This window comes from Shewanella sp. SW32, assembly GCF_025653365.1.
In the GTDB taxonomy this organism is placed as follows: domain Bacteria; phylum Pseudomonadota; class Gammaproteobacteria; order Enterobacterales; family Shewanellaceae; genus Shewanella; species Shewanella oncorhynchi.
In genome coordinates, this window is the sequence record NZ_JAKKSJ010000054.1 from 19,960 (window position 1) to 27,087 (window position 7,128).

Sequence of the window (7,128 nt, forward strand, 5' to 3'; positions counted from 1 at the left end):
GGTGCGTTTTACTTACAACTAAAAATTAAGCGTTAAGCATTAAAAACGAAAAGAGAAATTTATGTCTATCAGTTCAGCCGTTAAATCCATTCAAGACATTATGCGTAAAGATGCCGGCGTCGATGGCGATGCCCAGCGACTAGGCCAAATGTCTTGGTTACTGTTCTTAAAAGTATTCGATGCCCAAGAAGAGCAGTTAGAGCTAGAACTCGATGATTACATTACACCTATCCCGAGTGATTTTTTATGGCGTAATTGGGCGGCCGATAACGAAGGCATCACAGGTGACGAGCTGCTTGAATTTGTGAATGATGAGCTATTCCCTGATCTTAAAAATCTCACCGCCCCGATAGATAAAAATCCCCGCGGTTATGTGGTAAAAGCGGCGTTTTCAGATGCCTTTAACTACATGAAAAACGGCACGCTACTGCGTCAAGTCATCAATAAACTCAATGAAATCGACTTTACCGACTCAAAAGAGCGGCACTTGTTTGGTGACTTGTACGAGCAAATCTTAAAAGACTTACAGAGCGCAGGTAATGCAGGCGAGTTCTATACTCCGCGTGCCATCACTAAGTTTATTGTGGCCGTGACCGACCCCAAGCTGGGCGAATCGATTATGGATCCGGCCTGTGGCACTGGCGGCTTTTTGGCCTGTGCCTTTGATCATGTGAAAGCCAATTACGTCAAGACGGCGGATGATCACCACACCCTGCAACAGCAAATTCATGGGGTAGAAAAAAAGCAATTACCGCACTTACTGTGTACCACCAACATGATGCTGCATGGTATTGAAGTGCCCGTACAAATTAAACACGGCAATACCTTAAACAAACCCTTATCAAGCTGGGATGAAGATATTGATGTCATCATCACCAACCCGCCGTTTGGCGGCACCGAAGAGGACGGGATTGAAAAAAACTTCCCTAGCGAGTACCAAACCCGCGAAACTGCCGACTTATTCCTGCAGCTGATTATCGAAGTGCTTGCCCCCGCAACAAATGGCAAGGGCGGCCGCGCTGCCGTGGTATTGCCCGATGGCACCTTGTTTGGTGAAGGCGTTAAAACCAAAATTAAAAAAATGCTGCTCGAAGAATGTAATCTGCACACCATAGTGCGTTTACCTAACGGTGTGTTTAATCCTTACACTGGCATTAAAACCAATATCCTGTTTTTCACTAAAGGCACGCCGACTAAACATGTCTGGTTTTACGAGCATCCCTACCCAGCAGGGGTGAAAAACTACAACAAAACCAAGCCCATGAAGTTTGAAGAGTTTGAGACAGAACTGGCGTGGTGGGGCGATGAAGCCGATGGTTTTGCAGCGCGGGTCGAAAACGAGCAAGCGTGGAAAGTCTCCATCGACGACATTATTGCCCGTAACTACAACCTCGATATTAAAAACCCGCATGTGGGCGAGGTGGTAAGCCACGATCCGCAAGCTTTGTTAGCCGATTACGCCAAGCAACAAGCGGATATTCAAGCCTTGCGTGACCAACTCAAAGGCATCTTGTCTGCGGCATTATCGTCACCTTCGGCAGCATCAGACGGTGAGGGCAAGTAATGGCTGATTCTTCCATACCAAACGCTCACGCTCGCAATATCGAATCTGCGCCAACGGCTGAAAATTTAATTACCACGCACCTTGATATTTGGACGACTGCGATAGAACAAAAGTCTTCAGCAGGCCGTGGCAGTTCAAAAAAGTTTTCGCTTTATGGCATTAAAAAACTGCGTGAACTAATTTTAGAACTCGCCGTGCGCGGTAAGTTAGTGCCACAAGACGCGAACGATGAACCCGCGTCATTATTGCTAGAACGCATTGCTGCTGAAAAAGCGCAGTTGGTGAAAGATGGCAAGCTTAAAAAACAGAAGCCTTTGCCTGAGATTGGTGAGGATGAAAAGCCGTTTGAATTGTCGAATGGATGGATATGGTGCCGTGTAATTGATATAGCCGGTTATATCAATGGTTTCGCATTTAAAAGTAGCTCCTTTCAGGATACTGGTGTTGGTATCGTAAAGATTGGAGATATTTCTTCCACCGGAGAGTTAACACCAGATTCAATGTCTCGGGTAGAAAAATCAGTTATTAAAAATTTAGATCCAAATCTAAGAGTTGAAGCTGGGGATTTGGTTATAGCAATGTCTGGTGCTACAACAGGTAAACTAGGATTTAATAAATCAAATGAAGTTTTTTATTTGAATCAACGTGTCGGTAAATTTGTTCCATATCAAATGAACATCTACTATTTATATTTGCTATTAACAACAAAAATTGAAGAAAATTTAGATAAATCAACAGGTAGTGCTATCCCAAACCTAAGCACTGGACAAATAAATGAAATAGTTATTGCATTACCTCCACTTGAAGAACAACACCGAATCGTTGCTAAAGTCGATGAGTTGATGAGTTTGTGTGATGCCCTTGAAGCACAAACCGAAGCGAGTATTTCGGCACACCAAACCTTAGTCGAAATCCTGCTCAATGCGCTGCTACTGCCACAAGCAACTGCTAATACAGCAAGTCAGTCTGATGTCAGTCTTGAACCGCAGCCTTTTACAGATAGTTTTGATAAGGATTGGCAACGTGTTGCCGAGCACTTCGACACCTTATTCACTACTAGTGCCAGCATCGACACTCTAAAGCAAACTATCCTCCAACTTGCCGTGATGGGTAAGCTAGTAAAACAAGACCCTAATGACGAACCTGCAGCCAAACTATTAGAGCGTATCGCCAAAGAAAAAGCCCAGCTGATCAAAGAGGGAAAAATAAAAAAACAGAAACTACTTCCCGCCATCACCGAAGAAGAAAAATCTTTTGAACTACCGCAAGGATGGGAGTGGATAAGGTTAGAGGATTTAGTTGATATCCAAGGTGGTATAACCAAAGGGCGCAAACTTATTGGCAGAGAGTTAATTACAGTTAAGTACCTGAGCGTTGCGAATGTTCAGCGTAGTTATTTAGATTTAGGACATTTAAAAGAAATTGAAATTCCAGTTGAAGAGGAAGATAAGTATCGAGTTAAAGCCCGTGATTTATTGATAACTGAAGGTGGTGATTGGGACAAAGTAGGCCGCACTGCGATTTGGTCTAATGAACTGCCTTATATAGCTCATCAAAATCACGTGTTTAAAGCTCGTATCTTTCTTGAAGAACAAAGTGAAGTCTGGCTTGAAAAGTATCTGAATGGGCCCTTTGCACGCGATTATTTTGCAGGTTCGAGTAAGCAAACTACTAACCTTGCTTCAATAAACAAAACTCAATTACGGGGTTGTTTGATTGCCATTCCCCCAAATGAAGAGAAAGACAGAATCGTCACCAAAGTCGATGAACTAATGGCTCTGTGCGATCAACTCAAAGCCCGTTTAGCTGATGCGCAAACCACCCAACTGCACCTCACCGACGCCATCGTCGAACAGGCAATTTAACCACTTACCTTAACTAAAGAAAGATTAAAATATATGGAAATATTAGAGAGTTTATTTGGCAGTCTTAATGCAGTGAGTATTGTCATTATTGCGTTAATGGCAATAGTATTTATTGCAGGTTTACTTTTTACTAAAGCAGGCAAGCAAGTAGAGTTTGTAAATTTCATCCCCACCTTATTAACCACGCTGGGGATTTTTGGTACATTTTTAGGTATTGTTTTAGGCTTGTTAGATTTCAACCAGAATGATATTGAAGCCAGTATTCCTCCATTGCTGGAGGGACTAAAAACGGCATTTATAACCAGTGTATTCGGTATTTTTCTCTCGTTGCTTTATAAAACTTTATCGACATTTTCTTTTTTAAAACCCAAACAAGTGGAAGAAAGTATCTCGCATGCCACCCCTGAGGCAATATTAGGTGCGATGCAGGCACAAGTTGCTGAAACCCGTACTTTAAAAGATGCGCTTGTGGGTAATGAAGAATCCACATTATTTGGGCAACTTAAAATTCTGCGTGGTGACATTAATGACAATGCCAAATTGTCGGCAAAAAATCTGCAAGAACAATCCATTAAGCAACAAGAAAAGTTTGACGCATTTTCTGAGAAGCTTTGGCTTAAACTGCAAGACTTTGCTGATACTTTGTCTAAGTCTGCCACAGAGCAAGTGATTGAAGCCCTCAAACAGGTCATTGCAGATTTCAATAATAATTTAACCGAGCAGTTTGGTGATAACTTTAAACTGCTAAATGAAGCTGTGATTAAACTGGTTGAATGGCAAGAAAACTATAAGTTACAACTTGAGCAAATGCAGCAGCAATATGCCCAAGGTGTCGAGTCCATTTCAGCAACAGAGTCATCAGTTGCGCATATTAGTGAGCAAAGTAAAATCATCCCGCAATCTATGCATGAACTAAAAGGCGTAATGGAAGTTAATCAGCATCAATTAGCTGAGCTTGAACGCCATTTGGAAGCCTTTAAATTAATGCGTGATGAAGCGGTTAAAGCTGTGCCTGAAATTAGAGCGCAAGTTCAAAGCACCGTCGAAGATATTTCTGCGGCGGTGAATACTGCAAGTGAGCATTATAAGACCTTGCTAACCGAGTCTGATGATTACATTAAAAATCATGTTAAAACGTCTAATGATCTATTAGAGAAGTTTGCCAGCGAAACAGAGAAAGGGATTAACAGTGTCGGTGCTCGCTTAACTGAGAGCTCTGATATCATCAGTAAAAATATCGATATAGCAGCGACTGAATTTACCAATAATACATCCCGTACAAATGAAAGCTTACAGACAAGTTCTGATTATCTGCAATCCCAGACTGAAATTATCAAGCAACATTTGCAAGATGCGGTAAGTGATTTGAATAGCACCATGCGTGACATGATTGAAAAGTTAGTTGCAGACGCTAAAGATATGACTTCCACAATGAAAGAAGCAAACCAAAACTTAGTCACTGACACTGAGAATGTCCGTGACACCGTCGTTAAATCAGCTGAAAAACTACAGCAACGACTTAATGAAGTGATTGATGACGCTGCTACTCAGCAAATCAACCAAGCCAAACGCACATTTGATGCCATGGAAGAACAAGTGAAGCATCAGGTAGTCTTAACAGGTGAAGCTGTTGATTCACAACTTAAACTGATTGATACGGCAATGCAGCAGGAAATAAACCGTGTCATGAACGAGATGGGACAAGCGCTAGCTCAAGTCAGTGGTAAGTTTGTTGACGATTACATTAAGTTAACCCAAGCCATGAATGAAGTTGTTAATCAGCGAGTAGCCTAATGGACAAGATATTTGGTACTAGCAATGGTGCACAAGACAGTGGTGAACATTGGTTAACTGTGTCTGACTTAATGGCCGGTTTAATGATGGTTTTTCTATTCATTGCGATTGTGTTCATGATGATTACTCAGAAGGAAAACGACAAAATAAAAGACGTCGCTGTCGCGTATCAGGAAAACCAAGTGGCCATTTATCAAGCATTGGAAGATGAGTTTAAAAATGATCTTGATAAGTGGGGAGCGACCATTGATAAGGAAACGCTCGCCTTTAACTTTCAATCACCAGATGTGTTATTTGCTAATAATGAAACACGGTTAAGCGATGCCTATAAAGAGATTCTGAATGATTTTTTCCCTAGATATATTAAGGTGCTTACACCTTATAGGGATTCATTAGATGAAATCAGAATTGAGGGGCATACATCAAGTTTAGGTCTTCGAGGCTCTACTGAGGCACAGGCATATTTTTATAATATGCAGTTATCACAAGGTCGTACTCGCTCAGTTTTAGAGTATGGTTATTCGTTGATGCCAAACGACTCTGAGTGGATCAAAGCGAATATCGCCGCTGTTGGTTTTTCTTCATCACGCTTAATAATGAAAAATAATGTGGAAGATGAAGCAATGTCTCGTCGAGTTTCATTTAGAGCGATAACAAATGCTGATATTCAGATTAAACGGATATTAGAGGCACAATAATGAAGCTGACGGTTGATTTTAGTGCTTTACATCGGGCTGTGGCACCGCTAGGTAAAGTTGTTACTAACTTTACTATTACTAGTCGGTCAACAGAAATTGAGAGCATAGGTGCTGATCTCATTACAGGGATTATTGGGATAGATTTTGTTCTAGCTGATATCGATGGTTCTGATGGTATTTTGAATTATAATGGTCATCAGGTCATGCTATATATCCCAGATCAAGGGAATAACATCTCTCAGGTCATTGTTGATGGTAAAGGTAAAGGGGCAAAAAGAGTCCATGTTGCTGAGTGTAAAACAATTATAGGCATGAGAGAACGGGGTCGATTTAATGATAGGTATGATGTTACTAACCGAATTGATGGTACATTTCCTATTTTCGGGATTGAGTACCACTCTCAGAAAGAAATTGCAGGTGAGGCAGAATTAGCAGTTTGCCAGAATTGCTTATGTTTACTTAATCATAGGAATTTCCCTGGACTAACTTGGGGAGATAAAACTAAGTTTGTATCAGACTTCTCTTACGCGCAATTTTTCGAAACCTATAGCTCTTATTTTAAGTCATTACCTAAATCTACTGCTGGTTTTCAAACTGCAGGATATACCGCTGATTGGCCCTCAATATCATCGAAAATTAGACTTGAGCTTGATTATTCCTGTGAACAATGTGGAGTTAATTTACGTCACGAATCGAAGCTTTTGCATGTTCACCATATCAACGGAAACAAGACTAACAATAGTCGCGATAATCTGCGTGGTCTTTGTGCCGATTGTCATAAGAAACAACCCCATCATGGACACTTGTATGTAAGTCATGATGACATATTGAAAATAAACCAACTTCGTCGTGAACAGTATAAATTCGATGTATTTGATTATAACAACATCAGAGAGTGTGCAGATACAGCATTGGACGGTCTACTGCAGAAATGTCAATCAATGGGTTTACCTGGCGCTCAGGGTGAGATTACGAGTGGTCATTTAATAACCACACTCATGCCGGCTTCAAGCACCGCATCCAAATAAGCCTCATTCATCAATGCCTGACGCTGCTTTCTTCTGATACTCATTTTTCGCTTCTCAGCGCGTAACATATTCAAACCAAAGTGTCGCATCGTGGCAAGATTAGTCGCTGCATTACCACGGTATATCTGGCACGCATCCTCACCTAAACTCACATCCAGCACCCAGTGCAACTGGTTTTC

6 protein-coding genes are annotated in these 7,128 nt (G+C 41.4%); 5 read left to right on the forward strand and 1 reads right to left on the reverse strand.

The features are described from left to right. The first annotated feature begins 61 nt into the window (after window positions 1-61). The 5 genes from L5M28_RS21835 to L5M28_RS21855 are packed head-to-tail and all read left to right on the forward strand — an operon-like array spanning window position 62 to window position 6,949. Window positions 62-1,564, forward strand: coding sequence for a type I restriction-modification system subunit M (locus tag L5M28_RS21835; RefSeq protein ID WP_263204403.1), 1,503 nt, complete (start codon window positions 62-64; stop codon window positions 1,562-1,564). Further along, window positions 1,564-3,429: a restriction endonuclease subunit S gene (locus L5M28_RS21840; protein ID WP_263204404.1), complete on the forward strand. Its 1,866-nt coding sequence runs from the start codon at window positions 1,564-1,566 to the stop codon at window positions 3,427-3,429. The genes L5M28_RS21835 and L5M28_RS21840 overlap by 1 nt, the downstream gene beginning before the upstream one ends. Window positions 3,430-3,462: 33 nt before the next feature. After that, entirely contained in the window at window positions 3,463-5,223 is a 1,761-nt protein-coding gene (locus L5M28_RS21845) for a hypothetical protein (RefSeq protein WP_263204405.1), read from the forward strand. Then, entirely contained in the window at window positions 5,223-5,921 is a 699-nt protein-coding gene (locus tag L5M28_RS21850) for an OmpA family protein (RefSeq protein WP_115334757.1), read from the forward strand. The genes L5M28_RS21845 and L5M28_RS21850 overlap by 1 nt, the downstream gene beginning before the upstream one ends. Further along, window positions 5,921-6,949: an HNH endonuclease gene (locus L5M28_RS21855; protein ID WP_263204406.1), complete on the forward strand. Its 1,029-nt coding sequence runs from the start codon at window positions 5,921-5,923 to the stop codon at window positions 6,947-6,949. The genes L5M28_RS21850 and L5M28_RS21855 overlap by 1 nt, the downstream gene beginning before the upstream one ends. Here the strand turns inward: L5M28_RS21855 and L5M28_RS21860 are convergent. Next, a partial coding sequence (locus tag L5M28_RS21860) for a transposase (RefSeq protein ID WP_411569183.1) occupies window positions 6,901-7,128 on the reverse strand: 228 nt, incomplete at its 5' end. The two genes, L5M28_RS21855 and L5M28_RS21860, sit on opposite strands and share 49 nt — an antisense overlap.

Excerpts from the sequence above, each read along its gene's own strand:
- L5M28_RS21845 (WP_263204405.1), top strand. The coding sequence starts at position 3,463 with ATGGAAATATTAGAGAGTTTATTTGGCAGTCTTAATGCAGTGAGTATT.
- L5M28_RS21835 (WP_263204403.1), top strand. The coding sequence starts at position 62 with ATGTCTATCAGTTCAGCCGTTAAATCCATTCAAGACATTATGCGTAAA.
- L5M28_RS21850 (WP_115334757.1), top strand. The coding sequence starts at position 5,223 with ATGGACAAGATATTTGGTACTAGCAATGGTGCACAAGACAGTGGTGAA.
- L5M28_RS21855 (WP_263204406.1), top strand. The coding sequence starts at position 5,921 with ATGAAGCTGACGGTTGATTTTAGTGCTTTACATCGGGCTGTGGCACCG.
- L5M28_RS21840 (WP_263204404.1), top strand. The coding sequence starts at position 1,564 with ATGGCTGATTCTTCCATACCAAACGCTCACGCTCGCAATATCGAATCT.